The organism is Streptomyces sp. NPDC057302, from assembly GCF_042667685.1.
Lineage (GTDB): Bacteria > Actinomycetota > Actinomycetes > Streptomycetales > Streptomycetaceae > Streptomyces.
Genome location: NZ_JBHUZJ010000006.1, coordinates 34,087 through 59,517, shown reverse-complemented (window position 1 = coordinate 59,517; position 25,431 = coordinate 34,087). Strand labels below are relative to the sequence as shown.

The window sequence follows — 25,431 nt, the reverse complement described above, 5'->3', positions numbered from 1 at the left end:
CTACGACACGCCGAAGCGGGCCGCCAGTGTGGCGCGTTGCGCACGAACAAAAGCCGCATCCACCACCGCACCGTGCCCCGGCACGTACAGCGCGTCCTCCCCGCCGAGTTCGAGGAGCCGGTCGAGCGCCGCGGGCCACCGCGCGGGGACCGAGTCCGGGCCCGCCTGCGGTTCGCCCGACTCCTCGACCAGGTCCCCGCAGAAGACGATCTCCGGAGAGCCGTCCGTGCCGGGGACCAGGACCGCCAGGTCGTGGCCCGAGTGCCCGGGGCCCACGTTCGCGAGCAGGACCTGCACCCCGCCGCCCAGATCGAGCGTCCACTCCCCGCACACCGAGTGGTGCGGGCGGACGAGCAGATCGGCGGCCTCCGCCGCCGCGTCCGGGGCGACCCCGTGCCGGACGGCGTCGTCGCGCAGCTCGTCGCGGCCCCTCGCCAGGAGCGCGTCGAGGCCCACGGCGCCGTACACCTCCACGCCCGCGAACGCCGCGGCGCCCAGGACGTGGTCGAAGTGCGGGTGCGTCAGGGCGAGGTGGGTGACCCGCCGCCCTCCGCCGAGGATGCCGCGCGCCTGGGTGCGCAGCTCGGCCCCCTCGCGCAGGGTCGCCCCCGCCTCGATCATCAGCGCCGATTCGCCGCCGACGACCAGGCCCGCCGTACAGTCCCAGACCGGCAGGCGCCGCCGCCCCACGTGCGGCGCGAGCCGCTCCCAACCCGCCGCGTCCCATGCCAGTGCCACGTCCATAAGCCGACGCTAGCCCCGCACGGGCGGCTTGGCAGCCGCTGCCCCGCCCCTCGGACCGACATGGGAGGTCCGGCCCTTGCCGGGGCCGTACCTCACGGCCGTACACTGGGCGCGGTGGAGGCTGGCACTCGCCCCAGGTGAGTGCCAGGCGAGACATCAGGCAGACAGGATTCAGGGCAAAAGGTGGAGGTGTGCGCGGATGCTCAATGAACGCAGGCTCGAGGTGCTGCGCGCCATCGTCCACGACTATGTCGGCACCGAGGAGCCCGTCGGCTCCAAGGCGCTCACCGAGCGGCACAGCCTCGGGGTCTCACCGGCCACCGTCCGCAACGACATGGCGGCGCTTGAGGAGGAAGGGTTCATCGCCCAGCCTCATACGAGCGCGGGGCGCATCCCGACGGACAAGGGGTACCGCCTCTTCGTCGACCGGCTCGCCGGCGTCAAGCCGATGGCGGCGCCGGAGCGCAGGGCCATCCAGAACTTCCTCGACGGCGCCGTCGACCTCGACGACGTCGTGGCCCGCACGGTGCGGCTGCTCGCGCAGCTGACCCGGCAGGTCGCGGTCGTGCAGTATCCGTCCCTCACGCGTTCGACGGTGCGGCACGTGGAGCTGCTCTCGCTGGCCCCCGCCCGCCTGATGCTCGTACTGATCACGGACACCGGCCGGGTCGAGCAGCGCATGATCGACTGTCCCGCCCCGTTCGGCGAGACCTCGGTGGCGGATCTGCGGGCGCGGCTCAACAGCCGGGTCGCGGGCCGCCGCTTCGCGGACGTGCCGCAGCTGGTGCAGGACATGACGGAGTCCTTCGACGCGGAGGACCGGGGCACGGTCGCGACGGTGCTCTCCACACTCCTCGAAACCTTGGTCGAGGAGACCGAGGAGCGGCTGATGATCGGCGGAACGGCCAATCTCACCCGCTTCGGACATGACTTTCCCCTCACCATCAGGCCCGTCCTGGAGGCTCTTGAGGAGCAGGTCGTTCTGCTCAAGTTGCTTGGCGAGGCCACAGATTCGGGCATGACCGTACGGATCGGTCACGAGAACGCCCATGAGGGACTCAGCTCCACGTCCGTGGTCTCCGTCGGCTACGGTTCGGGCAGCGAGGCAGTAGCCAAACTCGGCGTGGTCGGCCCGACCCGCATGGACTATCCGGGAACGATGGGAGCAGTACGCGCAGTGGCACGTTACGTCGGACAGATCCTGGCGGAGTCGTAAGTGGCCACGGACTACTACGCCGTACTAGGCGTGCGCCGCGACGCTTCCCAGGACGAAATCAAGAAGGCCTTCAGAAGGCTGGCCCGTGAGCTTCACCCGGACGTGAATCCGGATCCGAAGACTCAGGAGCGCTTCAAGGAGATCAACGCCGCGTACGAGGTGTTGTCGGACCCGCAGAAGAAGCAGGTCTACGACCTCGGCGGCGACCCGCTGTCCCAGGCGGGCGGCGGCGGTGCGGGCGGTTTCGGAGCCGGTGGCTTCGGCAACTTCTCGGACATCATGGACGCGTTCTTCGGTACGGCGTCGCAGCGTGGCCCCCGGTCGCGCACGCGCCGCGGCCAGGACGCCATGATCCGGCTCGAGATCGACCTGGACGAGGCGGCCTTCGGGACCACCAAGGACATACAGGTCGACACGGCGGTCGTCTGTACGACCTGCAGCGGTGAAGGTGCCGCGCCGGGGACATCCGCTCAAACGTGTGACATGTGCCGCGGTCGCGGCGAGGTGTCGCAGGTCACGCGGTCCTTCCTCGGTCAGGTCATGACGTCGCGCCCGTGCCCGCAGTGCCAGGGTTTCGGCACGGTCGTGCCCACCCCCTGCCCGGAGTGCGCCGGCGACGGCCGCATCCGGTCGCGGCGGACGCTCACCGTGAAGATCCCCGCGGGTGTCGACAACGGCACGCGGATCCAGCTCGCGGGCGAAGGCGAGGTCGGCCCCGGCGGCGGCCCCGCCGGCGACCTGTACGTGGAGATCCACGAGCTGCCGCACGCCGTGTTCCAGCGGCGCGGGGACGATCTGCACTGCACGGTCACCATCCCGATGACGGCAGCGGCCCTGGGCACGAAGGTGCCCCTGGAGACGCTGGACGGCCTGGAAGAGGTCGACATCCGTCCGGGCACGCAGTCCGGCCAGTCGGTTCCGCTGCACGGCAGGGGCATCACGCACCTGCGGGGCGGCGGGCGAGGCGACCTCATCGTGCACGTCGAGGTCCTCACGCCGAGCAAGCTGGACGCGGAGCAGGAGCGGGTCCTGCGGGAGCTCGCGGTGCTGCGCGGCGAGGAGCGGCCCACGGGGCAGTTCCAGCCGGGACAGCAGGGTCTGTTCTCGCGTCTGAAGGACGCGTTCAACGGGCGGTAGCGCCTTGAGCAGTGCCTCTTTGCGCCCCCGGCAGCGGATACCCGCGCCGGGGGCGCTCTGCCGTCTTCGTCCGCCGGTCGCCGGTGGTTGCTCGCGCGGTTCCCCGCGCCCCCTCACGGGGCCCCGAGGGCCCTCGCGAGGCGCGATTCGGCCCCCCGCCCAGGGCATGGCACGATGCGTTCATGTCCACCGCACTGACCGATCTCTGCCGCCTACCGATCGTGCAGGCCCCCATGGCGGGCGGCGCCTCGTGCCCCCAGCTCGCCGCGGCCGTCTCCGAGGCAGGGGGGCTCGGATATCTCGCAGCCGGGTACAAAACCGCCGACGGGATGTACCAGGAGATCAAACAGCTGCGGGGGCTCACGAGCCGCCCGTTCGGCGTGAACCTCTTCATGCCGCAGCCCGAGTACGCGGACGCCGCCGCCGTCGACGTCTACCGCAACCAGCTCGCCGGTGAGGCCGCCTGGTACGAGACGCAGCTCGGCGACCCGGACAGCGGCCGTGACGACGGCTACGACGCCAAGCTCGCGATCCTCGTCGAGGACCCGGTGCCGCTGGTGTCGTTCACCTTCGGATGCCCCACCCGCGACGTCTTCGACGCCTTCGCCCGGGTCGGCACGATCACCGTGGCGACGGTCACCACGCCCGAAGAGGCGCAGACCGCCCAGTGGTCCGGCGCCGACGCCGTGTGCGTGCAGGGCATCGAGGCGGGCGGCCACCAGGGCACGCACCGCGACAACCCCGAGACGGACGGCGCCGGGCTCGGCCTCCTCTCGCTCATCGCGCAGGTGCGCGACACCGTGCAGATCCCGATCGTCGCGGCGGGCGGCCTGATGCGCGGCTCGCAGATCGCCGCGGTGCTCGCGGCGGGCGCCGACGCCGCGCAGCTCGGCACGGCCTTCCTGGTCTGCCCCGAGTCGGGCGCGAACGTCCTGCACAAGCAGGCCATGACCAACCCGCTGTTCACCCGCACCGAACTGACCCGCGCCTTCTCCGGCCGCCCCGCGCGGGGCCTGGTCAACCGCTTCATGCGCGAGCACGGTCCGTACGCCCCCGCCGCCTATCCCCAGATCCACCACCTCACCAGCGGCCTGCGCAAGGCCGCCGCCAAGGCCGGTGACGCGCAGGGCATGGCGCTGTGGGCGGGCCAGGGACACCGCATGTCGCGGGAGCTTCCCGCCGGGCAGCTCGTGGAGGTCCTCGCGGCCGAACTGGCCGACGCCAAGGCCGCGCTGGCGGCCGAAGGACAGCAGGGGACCCAGCCCGGGAGCCAGGCGTGACCGCACCCGTCTTCGTCGTCGAGACCTTCGAGACCTTCGAGAAGACCGCCGCGGGCGGCGCGGGACGCTACGTGCTCGACGGTCCCGAAGGGCGCCACGCCGTCTCCGTGAAGCGGCTGCACGCCGGTGAGGACGTCGTCCTGACCGACGGGGCCGGGCGCTGGGCCGACTGCGTGGTCCTGGACACCGAGGGCAAGGACCGGCTGATCCTGCGGATGGACTCCGTACGGGAAGAGACGCCCCAGGAGCCCCGGATCACCGTCGTGCAGGCGCTGCCCAAGGGCGACCGCGGCGAACTCGCCGTCGAGACCATGACGGAGACCGGCGTCGACGCGATCGTGCCCTGGTCCGCGTCGCGCTGCATCACGCAGTGGAAGGGCGAGCGCGGGCTCAAGGCACTCGGCAAGTGGCGTGCCACGGCGCGCGAGGCGGGCAAGCAGTCCCGCCGGGTGCGCTTCCCCGAGGTCGCGGAGGCCGCGTCCACCAAGCAGGTCGCCGCGCTGCTCGCCGAGGCCGACTTCGCCGCCGTCCTGCACGAGGAGGGCAGCGAGCCGCTGGCCACCGCCGAGCTTCCCGCCGCCGGGCACATCGTCCTCGTCGTCGGCCCCGAAGGCGGCGTTTCCCCGGACGAGCTCGCGGCGTTCGCGGGCAGCGGCGCCAAGCCGTACCGCCTGGGGCGTAGCGTGTTGCGTACGTCGACCGCGGGGACGGCGGCGGCCGCACTGCTCCTCGGGCGCACCGGCCGCTGGTCCTGAACCCCCGCGCCGGGTAAGGGGGATGCCGTGGAACTGGCCCAAGTGCGGCTGCTCGTATCGGACTTCAGCGCCTGCTATCACTTCTACGCCGGAATCCTCGGCCTCAAGCCGCAGTCCGGGGCGGTGGACGGACCGTACGAGAAATTCAGTCCGTCGACCGGCTCCGCGGGCATCGCGCTCCAGGACCGTTCGATGATGGCCCAACTCCTCGACGAACTGGAGGAGTCGGCGACCGGACACCGCTCACTGGTGGTACTGCGGGTCGACGACCTCGACGCGTACTGCGAGAAGATCGTCGAGCGGGGCGGGACCATCGCGCAGGGCCCGGCCCCGCTGACCGGCCGTATGCGGGTCGCCCATCTCAAGGACCCGGAGGGGAACTTGGTGGAGCTGCAGGAGTGGCTGCTGCTGCGGGGCTGAGGGTGCCGCCGCTTCGGCGGACGGGCGGACGGCTCAAGGCTCGTAGCGGTTGAGCCACTTCTGGCCGTACGGCGACAAGCCGCGCCCGGAGTGGACGCAAAGGGGACTACCGTCAGGCGGCTCGCAGTGGCACTCTGCCGCCTATGGGGGCTTTGAGGCGCTTACGTGATCGTGCGGTGGACGTACGCGGACGGCGCCGACGGGTGCTGTACGCCGTCGGGTTCGCGGGGGCGGCGGTGATCGGGGCCGCCGCGTGCGATCCGGTCGACGGGGGCATGAACGCCGCGGCCATCGCGATCACCACGGACGAGATGGCGACGAAGGAGCTGGAGAGCCAGCACCTCGACGTCCTGTGGATCAGCTGTACCGCCCGCTTCGCCGGCCGGGTCACCCCCTCCAGCGGTTCGCCGGACCGCGACGCCGTCGCCACCGTCGACTGCCAGGGGCAGGCCGAGGGCAAGGGCTCGGACGACACCAGCGACATCACCGTCAAGGGCAAGGTGTGGTCGGTCGTCGACGGGCACTGCGTACGCGGGAATCTGACCGCCAAGGTCGACGGCAAGGAGTGGTTCCGGGTGGACGTGCTCGGCGACTGTTCCGGGGGCGACGACGGGAGCGGCGGCGGCGACGACCCCGGCGGCGACCGGCCGACCCAGCCGCCGGACCAGCAGCCCGGACCGACGGTCACGGTGACCGTCACGCCCGATCCGCCGCCGCGGACACCCGACCCGACCTGCTCGTGCATCAGGGGCAAGTGATCCAAAACCCTGTCCGGGGCCGCCGCGGCTGCCTAGGCTGGCTTGGTGACACTGACTGGACACCCTGCGTATCTTCGGTTTCCGCATCTGCACGGCGAGTTGGTCGCCTTCACCGCTGAGGACGACGTCTGGGTCGCTCCTCTCGACGGCGGCCGGGCATGGCGCGTCAGCGCCGACAACATGCCCGTGAACCACCCCCGCATCTCCCCGGACGGCACGACCGTCGCCTGGACGTCCACGCGTGACGGCGCCCCCGAGGTGCATGTCGCGCCGGTCGACGGCGGCTCATCCAAGCGCCTCACGCACTGGGGCAGTTCACGCACGGCGGTGCGCGGCTGGACCCCGGACGGGCGGGTCCTCGCGATCAGCACGGCCGGGCAGGCCTCGCTGCGGCGCAGCTGGGCGCGGGCCGTTCCGCTGGACGGCGGGCCCGCGGACACGCTGCCGTTCGGCATCGTGGGCGACGTGGCGCACGGGCCCGATGACGGCCAAGTCCTGCTGCTCTCCGCCCCGATGGGCCGTGAGGCCGCCTGGTGGAAGCGGTACCGCGGCGGCACGGCGGGCAAGCTCTGGATCCGGCGCGGGGAAGACGAGGACGGCGGCGAGGAGCGCTTCGTACGCGTCCATGAAGAGCTCGACGGGAACATCGAGTACCCGCTGTGGGTGGGAGAGCGCATCGCCTTCCTCTCCGACCACGAAGGCGTCGGCGCCGTCTACTCCTCGCTGGCCGACGGTTTTGATCTGCGGCGGCACACGGGTGTCGACGGCTTCTACGCCCGGCACGCCGCCACCGACGGCGTGCGCGTCGTGTACGCGTCGGCCGGTGAACTCTGGGTCCTGGACGATCTGGCGGAGGCGGAGCCACGCCGTCTCGACGTACGCCTCGGCGGTCAGCGCACCGACCTCCAGCCGTTCCCCGTCACCGCGGCGCGCTGGTTCGGCGCCGCCGCGCCCGACCACACGGGCCGGGGCAGCGCCGTCTCCGTGCGCGGCGGCGTGCACTGGGTGACCCACCGGGAGGGGCCCGCCCGCGCGCTCGCCGCCGAGCACGGGGTGCGGGCGCGGCTGCCGCGGACGTTCCGCGTCGACGGCGAGGAGCACGTGGTCTGGGTGACGGACGCGGAGGGCGACGACGCGCTCCAGTTCGCACCGGCCACGGGGCTCGCGCCGGGGGCGACGCCGCGCAGGATCGCCGGCGGGCAGCTGGGCAGGGTGCTCGGGCTCGCCGTCGCGCCCGACGGCAGCAGGGCCGCCGTCGCCTCGCACGACGGGCGGGTGCTCCTCGTGGAGCGGGAGAGCGGCGAGGTGCGCGAGGTCGACCGGGGGGAGCACGGGGACGCCACCGGGCTCGTCTTCTCGCCGGACTCGGCCTGGCTCGCCTGGTCGCACGCGGGGCCGAGTCCGCTGCGGCAGCTGAAGCTGGCGAACACGGCCGACCTGTCCGTCTCCGAGGCGACGCCGCTGCGGTTCCGTGACTACGCGCCCGCGTTCACCCTGGACGGCAAGCACCTGGCGTTCCTGTCCGCGCGGGCCTTCGACCCCGTCTACGACGAGCACGTCTTCGACCTCGCCTTCGTCGGCGGATCGCGGCCGTACCTGATCACGCTGGCGGCCACCACGCCCTCGCCCTTCGGGCCGCAGCGGCACGGGCGGCCCTTCGAGGCGCCCGACAAGGACGAGACCCCCGACAGCGAGGGCTCGCCCGTCACCCGCATCGACCTCGACGGGCTCGCGGACCGCATCGTGCCGTTCCCCGTCGAGGCGGCCCGCTACTCGACCCTGCGGGCCGCCAAGGACGGCGTCCTGTGGCTGCGGCACCCCGTGCGGGGCGTCCTCGGCGCGTCCCGTGCCACCCCGTCGGACCCCGATCCGCGGACCGAGCTCGAACGCTACGACCTCGTGCAGCAGCGCATCGAGGAACTGGCCTCGGACGCCGACCACTTCGCCGTCAGCGGTGACGGCAAGCGGGTGCTGCTGTGGGCCGACGGAAAGCTGAAGGTCGTGCCGAGCGACCGGCGGGCCTCCGGCGACGAGACCTCCGACTCGAACATCACCGTCGACCTCACACGGGTCCGCCAGACCGTCGATCCGGCCGCCGAGTGGCGGCAGATGTACGACGAGGCCGGGCGGCTGATGCGGGACAACTTCTGGCGGCCCGACCTGGGGGGTGTCGACTGGGACGGGGTGCTCGACCGCTACCGGCCGGTCCTTGACCGGGTGGCCACGCACGACGACCTCGTGGACCTGCTGTGGGAGGTCGCGGGGGAGCTCGGGACGTCGCACGCGTACGTCATGGGGGGCGGGGCCTGGGGGAGTTCGGCGGTGCGGCAGGGGCTGCTCGGGGCGGACGTCTCGCGGGGCGCGGACGGTGCGTGGCGGATCGACCGGATCCTGCCCTCCGAGACGTCGGACCCCGCCGCCCGGTCGCCGCTTGCCGCGCCCGGGGTCGCGGTGCGGGCCGGTGACGCGCTGCTGGCCGTGGCGGGGCGTCCTGTCGATCCGGTGGCGGGTCCCGGGCCGCTGCTCGTGGGTACGGCGGGCAAGCCGGTGGAGCTGACGGTGTCGCCCGCGGGCGGGGGCGATCCGCGCCACGCGGTGGTGATCCCGGTCGACGACGAGGAGCCGTTGCGCTACCACGCGTGGGTGGCGGACCGGCGTGCGTACGTCCACGGGGCTTCCGGGGGGCGGCTGGGGTATCTGCACGTGCCGGACATGCAGGCGCCCGGGTGGGCGCAGATCCACCGGGACCTGCGGGTGGAGGTGGCTCGGGACGGGCTCGTGGTGGACGTCCGTGAGAACCGTGGCGGGCACACGTCGCAACTGGTGGTGGAGAAGCTGGCCCGCAAGATCGTGGGCTGGGACCTGCCGCGGGGTTCGCAGCCCTACAGCTACCCGGCGGACGCGCCGCGCGGGCCCGTCGTCGCCGTCGCCAACGAGTTCTCCGGATCCGACGGGGACATCGTGAACGCGGCGATCAAGGCGTTGGGGATCGGGCCCGTGGTGGGGACGCGGACGTGGGGCGGGGTGATCGGCATCGACAGCCGGTACCGCTTGGTGGACGGGACGCTGGTGACGCAGCCGAAGTACGCGTACTGGCTGGAGGGGTATGGGTGGGGCGTCGAGAACTACGGGGTGGACCCGGACGTGGAGGTGGTGACGACCCCGGAGGACTACGCGGCGGGCCGGGACCCGCAACTGGACGAGGCGATCCGCCTGGCCCTGACGTCCCTGGAGACGACGCCTCCCAAGACGGCGCCGGAGTTGCCGGGGGCCTGAGGTCGCGGTGGGGCGGTGCGGTGCCGCGCCGCGAACCGTGCTCCGGGCGGACATACCGGCACGTCCCCTCGGGTTCGGTTTCGACTGCGGGCGTGCGGTGCTGGTCCGTTGGTGGGGCGGTGCCGCGCCGGTATGTCCGTCCTCGCCATCGTCCGGTGGCCGCTCTGCTACTTCGGCTGGGGAGTGCCGCGAACCGTGCTCCGGGCGGAAATACCGGCACGTCCCCTCACGAGCGCTCCCGACTGCGGGGTACCGGGTGGGCGGGTGGGAAAGCTCGTTCGTCCGGGGGCGGATGCGGGGCAATCGGGCGGGTGGGCGGGAAAGGCCTGTTCGTGCAGGGGCGGATGCGGGGTGAACGGGCGGGTGGGTGGGAGAGGCCTGTCCGGAGGGCGCGCGCCGCCGGGGGCCGAGGAGGGGGCCAGGCGTGGGCGCAGCCCGGATAGCATGCGGGGGGCACAGTGAAACTGCGAGAGGCGGAGGCGAAACATGGCGGGAGAACCGCAGGCAGACTGCTTGTTCTGCAAGATCGTCGCGGGTGACGTACCCGCGACCGTCGTCCGGGAGACAGAGACGACCGTGGCCTTCCGGGACATCAACCCGCAGGCCCCGAGCCACGTCCTGATCATCCCCAAGGCGCACTACCCGGACGCCGCCTCCCTCGCCGCCGCCGAACCCACCATCGCCGCCGACGTCCTGCGCGAGGCCGGCGAGGTCGCCCTGGAGGAGAAGGCGGAGAGCTACCGCATCGTCTTCAACACGGGCTCCGGCGCGGGCCAGACCGTCTTCCACGCGCACGCCCACGTCCTGGGCGGACGCGGCCTCCAGTGGCCTCCCGGATAACGGGGACCACTCGCCTTGTCCGTACGTGAACTGGTGGTCCTCGGCACCGCCAGCCAGGTCCCCACCCGGCACCGCAACCACAACGGGTACGTCCTGCTCTGGGACGGGCAGGGCATCCTCTTCGACCCCGGCGAGGGCACGCAGCGCCAGATGCTGCGTGCCGGGGTCGCCGCGCACGACCTGCACCGGATCTGTGTCACGCACTTCCACGGCGACCACTCGCTCGGACTGCCGGGCGTCATCCAGCGGATCAACCTGGACCGGGTCCCGCACGACGTGACCGTCCACTTTCCGCGCTCCGGCCAGCACTTCTTCGACCGGCTGCGGTACGCCACCGCCTATCGGGAGACCGTCTCGATCGTCGAGGAACCCGTCGTCGGCGACGGGCCGCTGGCCGTCACCCCCTCCTTCGCGCTCGACGCCCTCAAGCTCTCCCACCCCGTCGAGTCCTTCGGCTACCGCATCACCGAGCCCGACGGCCGGCGGATACTCCCGGAGCTGCTCGCCGCGCGCGGCATCACCGGGCCCGACGTGGGACGCCTCCAGCGGGAGGGCGTGCTGGGGGACGTCACGCTCGACGAGGTGAGCGCGGTCCGGCGGGGGCAGCGGTTCGCCTTCGTGATGGACACCCGGCTGTGCGACGGCGTCCACGCCCTCGCCGAAGGCTGCGACATGCTCGTCATCGAGTCCACCTTCCTGGACGAAGACGAGCAACTCGCCGTCGATCATGGTCACTTGACCGTGGGACAGGCCGCCCGGGTCGCCGTGGACGCCGGCGTCCGGCATCTCGTACTGACCCACTTCAGCCAGCGCTACCCCGACCCCGGCGTATTCGAGCAGCAGGCCCGGGACGCGGGATTCGACGGTGAACTGACCGTCGCCCAAGACCTGTTGCGTGTACCTCTGCCCAAACGAACCACCTGAGTGAGCCGCCGCCATGCCCCTTCCCAAAGCCGAACTCCACCTCCACATCGAGGGGACGCTCGAACCCGAGCTGGCCTTCGCCCTCGCCGCCCGCAACGGCGTCACCCTCCCGTACGCGGACACCGAAGAGCTGCGCAAGGCCTATCTCTTCGATGACCTGCAGTCCTTCCTGGATCTGTACTACGGGCTGATGGCCGTTCTGCTCACCGAGGACGACTTCGAAGAGCTCGCCGACGCCTATCTGGCGCGCGCCGCTCAGCAGGGCGTCCGGCACGCCGAGATCTTCTTCGACCCGCAGGCGCACATGGCGCGCGGCGTCGGCATCGCCACCGTGCTGGAGGGGCTCGGGCGCGCCCTGGAGCGCAGCGAGGAGCGGCACGGGATCTCGACCCGGCTGATCATGTGCTTCCTGCGGGACCAGTCCGCCGAGTCGGCCCTGGAGACCCTGGAGGCCGCCAAGCCCCATCTGCACCGCATCATCGGCGTTGGGCTCGACTCCGCCGAGGTCGGACACCCGCCCGCCAAGTTCCGCGAGGTGTACGAGGCGGCCGCCGCGCTCGGTCTGCGCCGGGTCGCGCACGCGGGCGAGGAGGGGCCGCCCGCGTACATCACCGAGGCCCTGGACGTCCTGGGCGTCGAGCGCATCGACCACGGCCTGCGCTGCATGGAGGACCCGCAGCTGGTGGAACGCCTGGTCCGCGACCGGGTGCCGCTCACCCTGTGCCCGCTCTCCAACGTCCGGCTGCGCGCCATCGACGTACTCGAAGAGCACCCGCTCGCGCGGATGATGGACGCCGGGCTGCTGTGCACGGTCAACTCCGACGACCCCGCGTACTTCGGCGGCTACGTCGACGACACCTTCCACGCCGTACGCGAAGCGCTGGCGCTCGACCAGGAGCGGCTGCGCGAGCTGGCGCGCAACTCGTTCGAGGCGTCCTTCCTCGACGGGAGCGCGCAGGACGAGGCGCTGCGGGCGCGCTACCTCGCCGAGGTCGCGGATTACACGTTCGACTAAGCGCGCCGCGGGGTGGAGTCACGGCCCGGCCAGGGGGGCTGAAACCTGCCCCTTTGGCGTCCGTCCGTTACGGTCCCTGCATGGTCGTACCCTTCAAACCCAGCATCGACCCGCTCAAGGGAGCCCGCAGAGCAGGTGATCCGCCCTGTGACGTCTTCCTGACCGGGACGGTCTTCCTCGACATCATCTTCACCGGGCTCGACTCCGCGCCCGTGCGCGGCACCGAGTCCTGGGCGCGCGGGATGGGGTCGAGCCCCGGTGGCGTGGCGAACATGGCGACCGCGCTCGCCCGGCTCGGCCTGCGCACCTCCCTCGCGGCGGCCTTCGGGGACGACCACTACGGGGAGTACTGCTGGGACGCGCTCGAACAGGGCGAGGGCATCGACCTCACGACGTCGCGCACCGTGCCCGGCTGGCACTCCCCGGTGACCGTCTCCATGGCGTACGAGGGCGAGCGGACCATGGTCAGCCACGGGCACGAGCCGCCGCCCGACGCCCAGTCCCCGGACGGCGGCACCCCGGAATGCCCGCCACGCGCGCGTGCCGCCGTGGCCTCCCTGACGCCCGGCGCGCGGGCCCCGTGGATCGCCGAGGCCGCCCGCACCGGCACGCGGATCTTCGCCGACGTGGGCTGGGACGACACCGGGCGCTGGGATCTGGCGGGACTCGCCGACCTGGCGCACTGCGAGGCGTTCCTGCCGAACGCGGAGGAGGCCATGCGCTACACGCGCACCCAGTGCCCCCGGGCCGCCGCGCGGGCGCTGACCGAACACGTACCGCTCGCCGTGGTGACACTCGGTGCCGAAGGGGCGTACGCGGTGGACGGCAGGACCGGCGAGACCGCCGAGGTTCCGGCCATCGCGGTCGAGGCCCTCGATCCCACCGGGGCCGGTGATGTCTTCGTGGCGGGCTTCGTGACCGGCACCCTCGCCGGGTGGCCCCTCGCGGACCGGCTCGCCTTCGCCGGGCTCACCGCGGCGCTCTCGGTGCAGGAGTTCGGGGGATCCCTGTCGGCGCCCGGCTGGGCGGAGATCGCCGCGTGGTGGCGGACCGTGCGGGAGGTCGACGACCAGGACCCGGTGGCACTGCGCCGCTACGGCTTCCTGGAGGGCCTGCTTCCGGAGGCCACCCGCCCGTGGCCGCTGCGACGCGCGGTGCCGACGATCGGGTTCAGGTCGGCGTAGACCGGCATAGACCGGCGTGGACCGGCGCCCGCGTTCACACGGTCGTACGTGGCCGGAGTGGAAAAGCCCTACGGCGGTGACAGTGGTGCGTCGTACTCTTGGCAGTGCAAGGCTGTCGAGCGGCCACCAAGCCCCGCATGAGGAGGATGAGCAGGCCTAAGTGCCGGCCCATGACTCAGACACCCACAGCTCGTACCCCCGCCCAGGGTCAGGCCCGAGCACACTTCACCGTCCCGGCGAACCACCCGATGGTGACGGTGCTCGGCTCCGGAGACGCCCTGTTGCGCGTGATCGAGAAGGCTTTCCCGGCGGCCGACATCCATGTCCGGGGCAATGAGATCAGCGCTGTCGGTGACGCCCATGAAGTCACCCTCATCCAGCGCCTTTTCGACCAGATGATGCTGGTGCTCCGCACCGGTCAGCCGATGACGGAGGACGCCGTGGAACGCTCGATCGCCATGCTCAGGGCGGACGAGGCGGGAGAGGGCGACGGCCCGGAGACCCCGGCCGAGGTCCTCACCCAGAACATCCTCTCGTCCCGAGGCCGCACGATCCGCCCCAAGACGCTCAACCAGAAGCGCTATGTCGACGCCATCGACAAGAACACGATCGTCTTCGGCATCGGCCCCGCCGGCACCGGCAAGACGTACCTCGCCATGGCCAAGGCCGTGCAGGCGCTGCAGGCCAAGCAGGTCAACCGCATCATCCTGACCCGCCCCGCCGTCGAGGCCGGCGAGCGCCTCGGCTTCCTGCCCGGCACGCTCTACGAGAAGATCGACCCGTACCTGCGCCCGCTGTACGACGCGCTGCACGACATGCTCGACCCGGACTCGATCCCGCGCCTGATGGCCGCGGGCACCATCGAGGTCGCGCCGCTCGCGTACATGCGGGGCCGCACGCTGAACGACGCGTTCATCATCCTGGACGAGGCGCAGAACACCAGCGTCGAGCAGATGAAGATGTTCCTCACCCGCCTCGGCTTCGAATCGAAGATCGTGATCACGGGCGACGTCACGCAGGTCGACCTGCCGAACGGCACCAAGTCCGGTCTGCGCCAGGTCCAGGACATCCTGGAGGGCATCGACGACGTGCACTTCTCGCGGCTCACGTCCCACGATGTCGTACGGCACAAGCTGGTCGGCCGTATCGTCGACGCGTACGAGAAGTACGACGACAGTCAGCAGAACAAGAAAAACGGGAAGTAGCGGAAGCCGCACCATGTCGATCGACGTCAACAACGAATCCGGAACCGAGGTCGACGAGCAGGCGATCCTCGACATCGCCCGCTACGCCCTCGCGAGGATGCGCATCCACCCGCTCTCCGAGCTCTCGGTGATCGTCGTGGACACCGACGCCATGGAGCAGCTGCACATGCAGTGGATGGACCTGCCGGGCCCCACTGATGTCATGTCGTTCCCGATGGACGAGCTGCGCCCGCCCGCCAAGGACGAGGAGGAGGCCCCGCAGGGCCTCCTCGGCGACATCGTGCTCTGCCCGGAGGTCGCGCTCAAGCAGGGCAAGGAAGCGGAGACGGAGCACTCCATGAACGAGGAGCTCCAGCTCCTCACCGTCCACGGAGTGCTCCACCTGCTCGGGTACGACCATGAGGAACCGGACGAGAAGGCCGAGATGTTCGGCCTCCAGGCGGCCATCGTCGACGGCTGGCGCGCCGAGAACGGCCTGACCGGGCCGTCTCCGGCGCCCACCGTCTCGTAACGCGATGAGCTTCCAGCTGATCGCGGGCGCCGTCGCCCTGGTCGTCGTCGCCTGGCTCGCGGCCTGCGCCGAGGCGGGCATCGCCCGCACCTCCAGCTTCCGGGCGGAGGAGGCGGTCCGCTCCGGGCGGCGCGGCAGCGCGAAGCTCGCGCAGGTCGCCGCCGACCCCACCCGCTATCTGAACGTGGCGCTGCTCGTGCGCGTCGCGTGCGAGATGGCCGCGGCGTCCCTGGTGACGTTCGCGTGCCTGAACGAATTCGACGAGACCTGGCAGGCGCTCGCCGTCGCCATCGCCGTGATGGTCCTCGTGTCGTACGTGGCCGTGGGCGTCTCGCCGCGCACCATCGGGCGCCAGCACCCGCTCAACACGGCGACCGCCGCCGCGTACGTCCTGCTGCCGCTGGCCCGCGTCATGGGCCCGATCCCGCCGCTCCTGATCCTCATCGGCAACGCGCTCACGCCCGGCAAGGGCTTCAGGCGCGGCCCGTTCGCCTCCGAGGCCGAGCTGCGGGCGATGGTCGACCTCGCCGAGAAGGAATCGCTCATCGAGGACGACGAGCGCCGCATGGTGCACTCCGTCTTCGAGCTCGGCGACACCCTCGTACGCGAAGTCATGGTGCCCCGCACGGACTTGGTCGCCATCGAGCGCTTCAAGACCATCCGCCAGGCGCTCACCCTCGCGCTGCGCTCCGGCTTCTCCCGCATCCCCGTCACGGGCGAGAGCGAGGACGACGTCGTCGGCATGGTGTATCTCAAGGACCTCGCCCGCAAGACGCACATCAACCGCGACAGCGAGTCCGACCTGGTGTCGACGGCGATGCGCCCCGCGACGTTCGTGCCCGACACGAAGAACGCGGGGGACCTGCTGCGCGAGATGCAGCAGGAGCGCAACCACGTCGCCGTCGTCATCGACGAGTACGGCGGCACGGCCGGCATCGTCACCATCGAGGACATCCTCGAAGAGATCGTCGGCGAGATCACCGACGAGTACGACCGTGAACTGCCGCCCGTCGAGCAGCTCGACGACGGCTGCTACCGCGTCACCGCGCGCCTGGACATCGGAGACCTCGGCGAGCTCTTCGGGCTCGACGAGTTCGACGACGAGGACGTCGAGACGGTCGGCGGACTGCTCGCCAAGGCGCTCGGCCGGGTGCCGATCGCCGGTGCGTCGGCGCTCGTGCCACTGCCGGACGGCCGCGAGCTGCGACTGACCGCGGAATCCGCGGCCGGGCGGCGGAACAAGATCGTGACGGTGCTCGTGGAGCCGGTCGCGCCGCAGGGCGCACAGAAGGAGAAGTCCGCGTGAACCCGCAGGAGCTGCGCGCGTTCTGCCTGTCGTTCAACGACGTGGTGGAGGAGTTCCCGTTCGGGCCCGAAGCCTCGGTCTTCAAGGTCGCGGGCAAGATGTTCGCGCTGAGCTCCCTGGACGCGAAGCCGCTCACGGTGAACCTGAAGTGCGACCCCGACATGGCGGTCCAGCTGCGTGGCGCGCACCCCGAGATCGTGCCGGGGTGGCACATGAACAAGCGGCACTGGAACACGGTCACGGTCGACGCGAAGCTCCCGGACCAGCAGGTCCGGGAGCTCGTGGAGGACTCGTACGACCTGGTGGTCGCCGGTCTTCCGAAGGCGGTTCGACTGCGGCTCGACCGGCCCTAGGCGCTGCGCCGGGTGCGCAGGCCCACGGCCACCAGGGCCGCCGCCACGAGCACCACCGCCGAGTCGGTCAGAAGCACCGTCCGCGTCCCCGCCAGAAGATCCGTGCCGGTGGTCGCGAGGGCCCCCAGGAGTGGGATGCCGATCGTGATGCCCACCTGCTGGGTGGACGTCACCAGGCCGGTGGCCAGGCCCTGCTCCTCGTCGGGGACACCCGACGTGACGGTCACGCCGTACGAGATGATCGCGCCCAGGTGGAACATGCTCGCCACCGATACGCCCGCCGTGGCGAGCCAGACCGACCGGGCGCCGTCGTCGATGCCGAGCAGCGCCGCGATGAACAGGCCCTGGCCCAGGAGCGAGACGACGAGGGTGCGGTGCGCCCCGAAGCGGCTGATGACCTTGGGCGCGTAGATCCCGGCGACCACGGAGAGCGCGCCCTGTACGCCGAAGACGAGGCCGGTCCGGAAGGCGGAGAGGTCCAGGATCTCCTGGAGGTAGAGCGTGAGGACGAAGATGACCGCCGACATCATCGAGAAGGTGACCAGGCCGCCCAGGTTGCCCCACGCCACCGTCCGCCGCCGCAGCATCGGCAGCGAGACGAGGGGGGAGGCGGCGCGCGACTCGATGCGGCCGAAGGCCGCGAGCAGCAGCACCCCCGCGACGAGCGTGACGATGACGTCCGTGCCGCCGAAGCCGCGTTCGGCGGCCGTGGAGAGCGCGTAGATCAGGGCGAGCAGACCGCCGGTGACGGTGATCGCGCCGGGAACGTCCAGGCGGGGGCGGTCCGGGGTGCGTGACTCGGGCAGCAGGCGCGGCGCGAGCGGCAGCACGAGCAGCGCGAAGAGGGTCAGCAGTCCCATCGTGGAGCGCCAGCCGAGCGTGTCGGTGAGTACGCCGCCCAGGACCATGCCGATCGTGAAGCCGAGCGAGAGCAGCGTCCCGGAGATGCCCAGGGCCCGGTCGCGCTGCGGGCCCTCGGGGAAGGTCGTGGTCAGCAGGGACATGCCGGTCGGCACGATGGCCGCCGCGCCCACACCTTGCAGCGCGCGCCCGGCGAGGAACGACGCCGGGTCCCAGGCGAAGGTCGCGAGCAGCGAGGCGAGGCCGAAGAGGGCGAGCCCGCCGAGGAACAGCCTGCGCCGCCCGAACAGGTCGCCTGCACGGCCGAAGAGCAGCAGGAAACCGCCGGAGGGAAGGGCGAACGCGGTCACCGCCCACTGCAGCGTGGACTGGCTCATGCCCAGGTCGGCGCCGAGGACGGGCAGCGCCACGTTCAGCACGGAGAAGTCGAGCGCGACCATGAACTGGGCGGCGCAGAGCACGAAGAGGACGAGCTTGTCGCGGGGGGAGAGCTTGGGGGCCTGCGGTGCGGGGAGTGTGGGGCGTGGGGTGGACGGGGGCGCGGTGGTGGAGTCGATCGCCATGGCAATGAGCTTCGGGCTTCCGGAATACGCGTGGGGAGCGGGAACTTATGCTGGTGGTCGTAACACCAGGCAGAGGGGGAGCTGCGCATGGCAGGGACGAGTGGGGCGGCGGCCGCGCGACCGCTGGACGAATCGAAGGCACGGCGGCTCGGTGAACTGCGCGAGTTCCTGATGAACCGCCGGGCCCGGGTCAGCCCCGCGGAGGCGGGACTTCCGGACGGCGGGGCGCGGCGGCGGACGCCGGGGCTGCGCCGCGAGGAGGTGGCCGTGCTCGCCGGGGTGGGCGCCTCCTGGTACCAGTGGCTTGAGCAGGGCCGCGACATCTCGGTGTCGCCGCAGGTCCTGGACTCCGTGGGCCGCGTCCTGAAGCTGTCGAGCGCCGAGCGGCGGCATCTGTACGTCCTCGCCGGGCTCAACCCGCCCGCGCCCGAGGTCGAGCAGGCCGACCAGGGCATGTGCGAGGGGTTGCAGCGGCTCATCGACACCTGGATGCCGTACCCGGCGCACATCATGGACCGCTACTACAACTGCGTCCTCTACAACAGCGCGGCCGGGATGGTCTTCGGGATGCGTCCCGAGATCACCCAGAACTGCATCGTGGACTTCTTCACCGACCCCATCTACCGCTCCCGGAGCGTGAGTTGGGAGAAGAACGCGGAGAACGTCGTCGCGCAGTTCCGGGCGTCGTGCTCGGAGACCCCGGACGACGAGGGGCTCCAGGAGGTCCTCGCCGAGCTGCGGGAATCGGCGGGCGAGGAGTTCACCGAGCTGTGGGAGCGACAGGACGTACGGCCCGCGGGAGTGGTCCACAAGGAGCTCATGCATCCACTGGTGGGGGCGCTGCACGTGGAGTCGACGGCGCTGCGGGTGCCGGCGCGGCCCGACCTGACGATCGTGCTGCACACGCCGCTGGCGGAGGCGGAGACCGCGGCGAAACTGGAGTGGCTCGCCTCGCCCGAGGGGCGGCGGGGGTCCATGTACCCGGTGGCGGTTTAGCTGCCTCTGCTCCGTATGCTCGGCGTATGACCGAGAGTGCTGCGCTTGACGCTGAGGACCGGAAGATCGTTACGCTGGCTCGTTCGGCGCGGGCGCGCAATGGGGTGGCTGAGGGGGCCGCCGTGCGGGACGAGACCGGGCGGACGTATGTCGCCGGGACCGTTTCCCTCGACTCCCTGAAGCTTTCCGCGCTGCGGACCGCGGTGGCGATGGCTGTCGCTTCGGGGGCGGAGTCCCTGGAGGCGGCGGCGGTCGTCTCCTCCGGGGAGGCGCTGTCCTCCGAGGACCTTTCCGCTGTGGCGGACCTTGGGGGAGCCGGGACGCCGGTGTTCCTGGCGGGGCCTGATGGTGAGGTCCGGGTGCGGGCTCAAGCGAACTGATTCCTTCCCCAACCCCGCCCCTTCCCACAAACCCGCTCTGGCGCGGGGGCCTTGGTGGCGGTTGATCACCGGCTTCGCCGAGTTCGTCCTCAATCGCCGGACGGGCTGGAATCCAGCCCATCCGGCGATCGAGGACAAAGGCCCCCGCGCCGAGCGGCCCGCGGCGGAGCCGCAAATGTCACAGCCGGGAAGGGGCAGGGCTGGGGGAAATTACACCGCGTCCGGGCCCCGCTCACCCGTCCGCACCCGCACCACCGTCTCCACCGGCACGGCCCACACCTTCCCGTCACCGATCTTCCCCGTGGCCGCCGCGCGCACGATCCCGTCGATCACCGCGTCGGCGTCCGCGTCGTCCACCACGACCTCGATCCGCACCTTCGGCACCAGGTCCACCTGGTACTCCGCCCCCCGGTACACCTCCGTGTGCCCCCGCTGGCGCCCGTACCCGCTCGCCTCGGTGACGGTGAGGCCCTGTACGCCCAGTTCCTGCAGCGCCGTCTTCACCTCGTCCAGGCGGAACGGCTTGATGACCGCGGTCACGAGCTTCATGTGAGAGTGCTCCCCTTCGGGTGGTGCGACACGGTGCTGCCCTTCAAGGGGCCGCCGACCAGGACGCCGTGATCGTAGGCCGTCTCCGCGTGGTGCGTCTGGTCGAGGCCCGTCAGTTCGTCCTCGGCGGACGCACGGAAGCCCATGAGCTTGTCGATCGCCTTGCCGATGCCGAACGTCACGGCGAACGTGTACGCCGCCACGACGAGCACCGCCACCGTCTGCTTGCCCAGCTGGGCGAGCCCGCCCCCGTAGAAGAGGCCCTCCGCGCCCTCCGTCATCGTGGCCGTCGCGAACAGGCCGATCAGGAGCGTGCCGACCACGCCGCCGACCAGGTGGACGCCCACGACGTCCAGCGAGTCGTCGTAGTCGAAGCGGAACTTCCACGCCACGGCGTACGAGCAGACCACGCCCGCCGCGAGACCGACCACCGCGGCGCCGAGCACCCCCACGACCCCGCACGCGGGGGTGATGGCGACCAGGCCCGCCACCGCGCCCGACGCGGCGCCGAACGTCGTCGGGTGGCCGTCGCGCCGCTGCTCCACGAAGAGCCAGCCCAGCAGGCCCGTGCACCCGGCGAGCAGGGTGTTCAGGAGGGAGGCCGCCGCGAGGCCGTTCGCGCCGAGGGCCGAGCCGCCGTTGAAGCCGAGCCAGCCGAACCAGAGCAGCCCCGCGCCCATCAGGACCATCGGCAGGTTGTGCGGGCGCATCGCGTCCTTCTTGAAGCCGATGCGCGGGCCGAGGACCAGGACGAGCGCCAGGCCGGACGCGCCGGAGGCGATCTCGACGACCAGGCCGCCCGCGAAGTCCAGGGCGCCGAGCGACGAGGAGATCCAGCCGTCCGGGCCCCAGACCCAGTGCGCCACGGGAACGTATACGAGCAGCGCCCACAGGGGCACGAAGACCAGCCACGCCGCGAACTTCGTGCGGTCCGCGATCGCGCCGCTGATCAGCGCCGTGGTGAGGATCGCGAAGGTCAGCTGGAAGGTGGTGAAGAGGAGGGTGGGGACCGTCCCCGTCAGCGTGCTCGGGCCGATGCCCGCCATGCCGAGGTGGTCGACGCCGCCGATCAGGCCCGCGAACGTGTCGTCGCCGAACGCGAGCGAGTAGCCGGCGAGCAGCCACACCACGGTGACCAGGGCGATCGACACGAAACTCATGAGGAGCATGTTGAGGACGCTCTTCGTGCGGACCATGCCGCCGTAGAAGAGCGCCAGGCCCGGCGTCATGAGGAGGACCAGGGCGGTGGCCGCGAGCAGCCAGGCGGTGTCGCCGGTGTCGGGGCCCTCGGCCGCGGCAAGGGTGGTCGTGAGTGAATACGACGCGTACGCGCTCTGCACGGGGAATCTCTCCTCCGGGTGGGGGCAGAGGGGAAGCGTCACCGCCCAGCATTTCTAAACGGGCACCCCGGCGTTTCCGCCGTGTTTCGTGTTGCCGGTGAGTTTCCGGGAGCTCACCGATGCCGTGCCGGTGCCTCATCGGTGCCCGATCGGTGCCTCGGCGTGCTGCGGCCCTCCGTCGATCAGGGAGAATGGGCGCCATGAGCGTTCGTACCGAGTCATCCGAGCCGTCCGCGGCACCCCACCGCGCCGGCTTCGCCTGCTTCGTGGGCCGCCCCAACGCGGGCAAGTCCACCCTCACGAATGCTCTGGTCGGCCAGAAGGTGGCGATCACCGCTAACCAGCCGCAGACCACGCGGCACACGGTCCGCGGCATCGTGCACCGGCCGGACGCCCAGCTGATCCTGGTGGACACCCCCGGGCTCCACAAGCCGCGCACACTGCTCGGCGAGCGGCTCAACGACGTCGTCCGTACGACGTGGGCCGAGGTCGACGTCATCGGGTTCTGCCTGCCTGCGAACGAGAAGCTCGGCCCCGGCGACCGGTTCATCGCCAAGGAACTGGCCACGATCAAGAAGACGCCGAAGATCGCGGTCGTCACCAAGACCGACCTCGTCGACAGCAAGACGCTCGCCGAGCAGCTCATCGCCATCGACCAGCTCGGCAAGGAGCTCGGCTTCGAGTGGGCGCAGATCGTGCCGGTGTCGGCGGTCGGCGACAAGCAGGTCAAGCTGCTCGCCGATCTGATCGTCCCGATGCTTCCCGAGAGCCCGCCGCTCTACCCCGAGGGTGACCTCACGGACGAGCCCGAGCAGGTCATGGTCGCCGAGCTGATCCGCGAGGCCGCGCTCGAAGGCGTACGGGACGAGCTGCCGCACTCCATCGCCGTGGTGGTGGAGGAGATGCTGCCGCGCGAGGACCGGCCCGCGGACAAGCCGATGCTCGACATCCACGCGAACGTCTACATCGAGCGCCCCAGCCAGAAGGGCATCATCATCGGCCCGAAGGGCAAGCGCCTCAAGGAGGTCGGGATCAAGTCCCGCCAGCAGATCGAGGCTCTCCTTGGGACCCCGGTCTTCCTGGACCTGCACGTGAAGGTCGCCAAGGACTGGCAGCGCGACCCCAAGCAGCTGCGCAAGCTCGGCTTCTGAGGGGCGCCGAGCCCCCGCGGGCCCCCGGCTACTCCACGCCCCTGATCCGCGTCACGAGCACCGCCCCCGCAAGCCCGATCGCGGCCGCCACCAGGTACAGCACCCGGTAGCCGCCCAGGTGCGTCACGATCGGGGCGGCGAGGGCCGGGGCGGCGACCTGGGGCAGGGAGTTGGCGATGTTGATGACGCCCATGTCCTTGCCCCGGTCCATGGCCTTGGGGAGTACGTCCGTCATCAGGGCGAAGTCCACCGACGTGAAGACGCCGAAGCCCACCCCCAGCACCGCCGCCGCGACGATCGCGCCCGGCCACGTCTGCCAGCCGGACAGCACGGCCGTCGCCACCGCCATCAGGACGCCCGACCAGAGCACGAACGGCTTGCGGCGGCCCACGCGGTCCGACCAGACGCCGCCCACGACCACCGTCGCGAGCAGCGTCACGCCGTTCACCGCCGTGAGGATCAGTACGCCCTGGTCCGGGTCGGGGTGGTCGAGGCGGTCCCGCAGGTAGTAGAGGAGATAGAGCAGGACCAGGGCGTTGCTGAGGTTGATCAGAAAGCGGGTCAGCCAGGCCCAGCCCAGGTCCGGGTGGCGGCGCGGGCTCAGCCAGAACGAGGTGGCGAACGAGCGCCACGCGAACGGCGGCCTGTCCCGCGGCGCGAGGCGCAGGTCCCGGTGGCGCAGGACGTACGGCATGACCCCCACCAGCGTGAACACCGCGCACGCCGCGTATCCCGCGCCCACGCCCCCGGCGGCCGTCGCCAGGCCCGTCCCCACCACCACGCCCAGGATCTGCGCCGCCCCGAGCCAGCCGCCCACCGCGCCCCGCTGGAGCCTCGGCACCCGGTCGGGCACCGCCGCCGTGACCGCGGCGAACGCGGCGTTCAGGGTGAGCTGGACCAGGCACCAGCCCGCCGCCATCCACCACACGGACCCCGCGGCCGAAAGCAGCAGGAGCGAGGCCGCGCCGCCCGCCGCGCCCGCCACGATCCACGGCGTGCGCCGCCCGAAGCGCGACACCGTCCGGTCCGAGAGGGCGCCGAAGAGCGGGTTCGACGCGAGGGACACCACGGCCCCCGCGCCCGCCACCCACGCGAGGACCGTCTCCTTCGACGTACCGGCCGGGGCGAGGTCCTCCGCCTGGAGGGCGAGCAGGATCTGCAGCGGGCCGTACCAGCCCACCCAGATCGCGCCGTTGGCGAGCGAGAGCGCGGACGTCCAGCTCCGCCCGACCCGCTCGGTCGGCTCCCGCAGGGCGGTGGCGGTCATGCCCGCTGCGCCCGCAGCGTCTCGCGCAGCCACGCGTACGACGCCTTCGGGGTGCGCTCAAGGGTGGTGTAGTCGACGTGGACGAGGCCGAAGCGCTGCCGGTAGCCCTCCGCCCACTCGAAGTTGTCCATCAGGGACCAGACGAAGTACCCGCGCACGTCGACGCCCTGCTCCAACGCCCGGTGCAGCGCGCGGAGATGGCCGTCGAGGTAGTCGATCCGCCGCTGGTCGTCGAGCCCCTCGTACGAGCAGCCGTTCTCGGTGATCACCAGCGGCGGCAGCCGGTCGCCGTACCGCTCGCGGAAGCCAAGCAGCAGTTCGGTGAGCGATTCCGGGACCACCGGCCAGCCGAAGTCCGTCACGGGACGCCCCTCGATCTCCCTGGGTGAGAAAGGGAGTTCGGGCGGCAGCGTCAGGCCGGAGAACTCCGTCGGCGCCGCCGCCGGGAGCGGGGCGCCCACCTTCGTCGGCTGGTAGAAGTTGATCCCGTACCAGTCGATCGGCTCCGCGATGACCTTCAGGTCCGCCTCGATGTCACCGCCCGGCATCAACTCGGCGATGCCTTCGGGGTAGTGGCCCAGGATCAGCGGGTCGGCGAAGAGGCGGTTCAGGAGTACGTCGTAGAAGTCCGCCGCCTCCGTGTCCTGTGCCGATGCCGACGCGGGCCAGGTCGGGCCGTGCGAATTGGCGATCCCGATGTCCGTGACACCGGCGGCCCGCAGCGCCCGTACCGCGAGGCCGTGCGCGAGGAGCTGGTGGTGCGCCACCGGCAGCGCGTCGAACATGAGCTGCTCGCCGGGAGCGTGCTGGCCCAGGGCGTGGCCGAGGAGGGTGTGCTCGGCGGGTTCGTTGAGGGTGATCCACTTCTTGGCGCGGTCACCGATGCGGGCGGCCACCACGGCCGCGTACTCGGCGAAGCGCTCGGCCGTGTCCCGCCGCAGCCAGCCGCCGTCGGAGGCGAGCGCGAGCGGGGTGTCCCAGTGGAAGAGCGTGGGGACGGGGCTCACCCCGGCCGCGCACAGCTCGTCGACGAGGCGGTCGTAGAAGTCCAGGCCCGCGGCGCTCACCTGACCCGCGCCGTCCGGCAGGACGCGCGGCCACGACACCGAGAAGCGGTAGCCGCCCACCCCCAACTCCCGGATGAGCGCGACGTCTTCGCGGTAGCGGTGGTAGTGGTCGCAGGCCACGGCGGCCGTCGAGGCGTCCTTCACCCGGCCCGGCACCGCGGTGAACGCGTCCCAGACCGAGGGGCCGCGCTCGTCGACGGCGCCCTCGATCTGATGAGCCGATGTGGACACCCCCCACAGGAAGCCGCGGGGGAACTGAGGTAGTGGTTCGCGCGCATCGCTCGCTGCCATGGGCGCGATCTTCCGTACGGCCGCGCACGGAAGTCAATGGGC

At 71.5% G+C, this 25,431-nt stretch carries 24 protein-coding genes; 18 read left to right on the top strand and 6 right to left on the bottom strand.

All coding sequences use genetic code 11. The annotated features are described in order from the left end of the window. Window positions 1-744 carry an MBL fold metallo-hydrolase gene (locus ACFUPX_RS06875; RefSeq protein ID WP_383317191.1) on the bottom strand — a complete coding sequence of 248 codons (744 nt, stop codon included), beginning with the start codon at window positions 742-744 and terminating at the stop codon, window positions 1-3. Between the two features lie 199 nt (window positions 745-943). Between ACFUPX_RS06875 and hrcA the strand changes: the two genes are divergently transcribed. The 15 genes from hrcA to ACFUPX_RS06800 all read left to right on the top strand — a co-directional run bounded on the left by hrcA (window position 944) and on the right by ACFUPX_RS06800 (window position 16,924). Continuing rightward, a complete protein-coding gene (gene hrcA, locus ACFUPX_RS06870) occupies window positions 944-1,960 on the top strand; it encodes a heat-inducible transcriptional repressor HrcA (RefSeq protein WP_383317187.1) in 1,017 nt (338 codons plus the stop codon). Further along, window positions 1,961-3,097, top strand: coding sequence for a molecular chaperone DnaJ (gene dnaJ, locus ACFUPX_RS06865; RefSeq protein WP_361828118.1), 1,137 nt, complete (start codon window positions 1,961-1,963; stop codon window positions 3,095-3,097). 182 nt (window positions 3,098-3,279) lie between these two features. After that, a complete protein-coding gene (locus ACFUPX_RS06860) occupies window positions 3,280-4,377 on the top strand; it encodes a nitronate monooxygenase (RefSeq protein ID WP_383317182.1) in 1,098 nt (365 codons plus the stop codon). Further along, window positions 4,374-5,132: a 16S rRNA (uracil(1498)-N(3))-methyltransferase gene (locus ACFUPX_RS06855; protein ID WP_383317179.1), complete on the top strand. Its 759-nt coding sequence runs from the start codon at window positions 4,374-4,376 to the stop codon at window positions 5,130-5,132. Before ACFUPX_RS06860 ends, ACFUPX_RS06855 begins: the two co-directional genes overlap by 4 nt. A 27-nt stretch (window positions 5,133-5,159) precedes the next feature. Next, window positions 5,160-5,552 carry a VOC family protein gene (locus tag ACFUPX_RS06850; protein WP_383317177.1) on the top strand — a complete coding sequence of 131 codons (393 nt, stop codon included), beginning with the start codon at window positions 5,160-5,162 and terminating at the stop codon, window positions 5,550-5,552. A 176-nt stretch (window positions 5,553-5,728) separates the two neighbouring features. Next, complete coding sequence (locus ACFUPX_RS06845; RefSeq protein ID WP_383317175.1) at window positions 5,729-6,310, top strand: hypothetical protein; 582 nt, start codon at window positions 5,729-5,731, stop codon at window positions 6,308-6,310. Between the two features lie 45 nt (window positions 6,311-6,355). Further along, the gene (locus ACFUPX_RS06840; protein ID WP_383317173.1) at window positions 6,356-9,586 is read left to right on the top strand and encodes a S41 family peptidase; all 3,231 of its coding nucleotides are present in this window, start codon (window positions 6,356-6,358) and stop codon (window positions 9,584-9,586) included. A gap of 486 nt (window positions 9,587-10,072) precedes the next feature. Beyond that, a complete protein-coding gene (locus ACFUPX_RS06835; protein ID WP_383317170.1) occupies window positions 10,073-10,426 on the top strand; it encodes a histidine triad nucleotide-binding protein in 354 nt (117 codons plus the stop codon). 15 nt (window positions 10,427-10,441) lie between these two features. Beyond that, on the top strand, window positions 10,442-11,350 hold the full coding sequence (locus tag ACFUPX_RS06830) for a ribonuclease Z (RefSeq protein WP_383317167.1): 909 nt from the start codon (window positions 10,442-10,444) through the stop codon (window positions 11,348-11,350). A gap of 13 nt (window positions 11,351-11,363) precedes the next feature. After that, window positions 11,364-12,365: an adenosine deaminase gene (locus tag ACFUPX_RS06825; RefSeq protein ID WP_383317164.1), complete on the top strand. Its 1,002-nt coding sequence runs from the start codon at window positions 11,364-11,366 to the stop codon at window positions 12,363-12,365. A gap of 80 nt (window positions 12,366-12,445) precedes the next feature. Then, on the top strand, window positions 12,446-13,549 hold the full coding sequence (locus ACFUPX_RS06820; protein ID WP_383317161.1) for a carbohydrate kinase family protein: 1,104 nt from the start codon (window positions 12,446-12,448) through the stop codon (window positions 13,547-13,549). Between the two features lie 170 nt (window positions 13,550-13,719). After that, the gene (locus ACFUPX_RS06815) at window positions 13,720-14,754 is read left to right on the top strand and encodes a PhoH family protein (protein WP_383317158.1); all 1,035 of its coding nucleotides are present in this window, start codon (window positions 13,720-13,722) and stop codon (window positions 14,752-14,754) included. 13 nt (window positions 14,755-14,767) lie between these two features. Further along, a complete protein-coding gene (gene ybeY, locus ACFUPX_RS06810) occupies window positions 14,768-15,265 on the top strand; it encodes an rRNA maturation RNase YbeY (protein ID WP_383317156.1) in 498 nt (165 codons plus the stop codon). Between the two features lie 4 nt (window positions 15,266-15,269). Next, on the top strand, window positions 15,270-16,571 hold the full coding sequence (locus ACFUPX_RS06805; protein ID WP_383317152.1) for a hemolysin family protein: 1,302 nt from the start codon (window positions 15,270-15,272) through the stop codon (window positions 16,569-16,571). Next, a complete protein-coding gene (locus ACFUPX_RS06800; protein ID WP_383317148.1) occupies window positions 16,568-16,924 on the top strand; it encodes an MmcQ/YjbR family DNA-binding protein in 357 nt (118 codons plus the stop codon). Before ACFUPX_RS06805 ends, ACFUPX_RS06800 begins: the two co-directional genes overlap by 4 nt. On the opposite strand, the gene ACFUPX_RS06795 is transcribed toward ACFUPX_RS06800, so the two are convergent. Then, a complete protein-coding gene (locus ACFUPX_RS06795) occupies window positions 16,921-18,348 on the bottom strand; it encodes an MFS transporter (RefSeq protein WP_383317144.1) in 1,428 nt (475 codons plus the stop codon). The genes ACFUPX_RS06800 and ACFUPX_RS06795 overlap by 4 nt on opposite strands. 87 nt (window positions 18,349-18,435) lie before the next feature. On the opposite strand from ACFUPX_RS06795, the gene ACFUPX_RS06790 reads away from it, so the two are divergent. Together ACFUPX_RS06790 and ACFUPX_RS06785 are read left to right on the top strand one after the other, a co-directional pair. Beyond that, window positions 18,436-19,344, top strand: coding sequence for a helix-turn-helix transcriptional regulator (locus ACFUPX_RS06790; RefSeq protein WP_383317141.1), 909 nt, complete (start codon window positions 18,436-18,438; stop codon window positions 19,342-19,344). 26 nt (window positions 19,345-19,370) lie between these two features. Beyond that, a complete protein-coding gene (locus tag ACFUPX_RS06785; protein ID WP_383317138.1) occupies window positions 19,371-19,724 on the top strand; it encodes a cytidine deaminase in 354 nt (117 codons plus the stop codon). A gap of 210 nt (window positions 19,725-19,934) precedes the next feature. Here ACFUPX_RS06785 and ACFUPX_RS06780 read toward each other — a convergent pair whose 3' ends face one another. Continuing rightward, the gene (locus tag ACFUPX_RS06780) at window positions 19,935-20,273 is read right to left on the bottom strand and encodes a P-II family nitrogen regulator (protein WP_383317134.1); all 339 of its coding nucleotides are present in this window, start codon (window positions 20,271-20,273) and stop codon (window positions 19,935-19,937) included. Further along, window positions 20,270-21,613 carry an ammonium transporter gene (locus tag ACFUPX_RS06775; protein ID WP_383317130.1) on the bottom strand — a complete coding sequence of 448 codons (1,344 nt, stop codon included), beginning with the start codon at window positions 21,611-21,613 and terminating at the stop codon, window positions 20,270-20,272. Before ACFUPX_RS06775 ends, ACFUPX_RS06780 begins: the two co-directional genes overlap by 4 nt. Window positions 21,614-21,813: 200 nt before the next feature. Between ACFUPX_RS06775 and era the strand changes: the two genes are divergently transcribed. After that, a complete protein-coding gene (gene era / locus ACFUPX_RS06770) occupies window positions 21,814-22,764 on the top strand; it encodes a GTPase Era (protein ID WP_351160389.1) in 951 nt (316 codons plus the stop codon). Between the two features lie 28 nt (window positions 22,765-22,792). Here era and ACFUPX_RS06765 read toward each other — a convergent pair whose 3' ends face one another. Together ACFUPX_RS06765 and ACFUPX_RS06760 are read right to left on the bottom strand one after the other, a co-directional pair. Beyond that, a complete protein-coding gene (locus tag ACFUPX_RS06765) occupies window positions 22,793-24,031 on the bottom strand; it encodes an MFS transporter (protein ID WP_383317125.1) in 1,239 nt (412 codons plus the stop codon). After that, window positions 24,028-25,389: a GH1 family beta-glucosidase gene (locus ACFUPX_RS06760; RefSeq protein WP_383317122.1), complete on the bottom strand. Its 1,362-nt coding sequence runs from the start codon at window positions 25,387-25,389 to the stop codon at window positions 24,028-24,030. The genes ACFUPX_RS06765 and ACFUPX_RS06760 overlap by 4 nt, the downstream gene beginning before the upstream one ends. Window positions 25,390-25,431: the final 42 nt, after the last annotated feature.